General features: G+C 69.1%; 1 pseudogene. It reads right to left on the bottom strand.

Going from position 1 to position 434, the window contains the following annotated elements:
* Window positions 1–172: 172 nt before the first annotated feature.
* A pseudogene (locus BN358_RS26430) lies at window positions 173–434 on the bottom strand (hypothetical protein); the annotation flags it as partial.

Genomic DNA, 434 nt, shown 5'->3' with positions numbered 1-434 from the left:
CGCGCCTCGATCCGGCCGAGCTCGCGGCGGACGTCGTCGTCCCACTCCTCGACGGGTTGGAACACGGCGATGGCGTCGTAGCCCCAATCGTGCAGTCGCTCGGCCTTCTCGGTGAGGGATGCTCCGGGAACCATCGGGCTCGAGCAGCAGATAAGCATTGCGGATCCTTCCATCATTGAGGTGCTCGGTCGGCGGCGGTGGCCCCCGACCCGTAGAGGCGACGCAGGGTGTCGTCGAAAGCTGTGTACCTTCCGGTGCGCTGCGCGTGGTCACGGGGGTAGAAAACAAGGCTGGGCGGCTGGTGGAGTCGGCCGGCGTCCTCGATGGAGTCGATGACGCCGGCGGCGACGAGGGCCAGCGCCGCCGCGCCCCGGCACGCCGCCTCAGGTTCTGCCGAGGTGTGGAGGTCCAGGCCACAGACGTCGGCCTTGAGC

It is taken from the genome of Sedimentibacter sp. B4, assembly GCF_000309315.1.
Taxonomy (GTDB): domain Bacteria; phylum Bacillota; class Clostridia; order Tissierellales; family Sedimentibacteraceae; genus Sedimentibacter; species Sedimentibacter saalensis.
The sequence above is the reverse complement of the archived record's forward strand: the minus strand, read 5'-3'. Positions and strand labels throughout refer to the sequence as shown.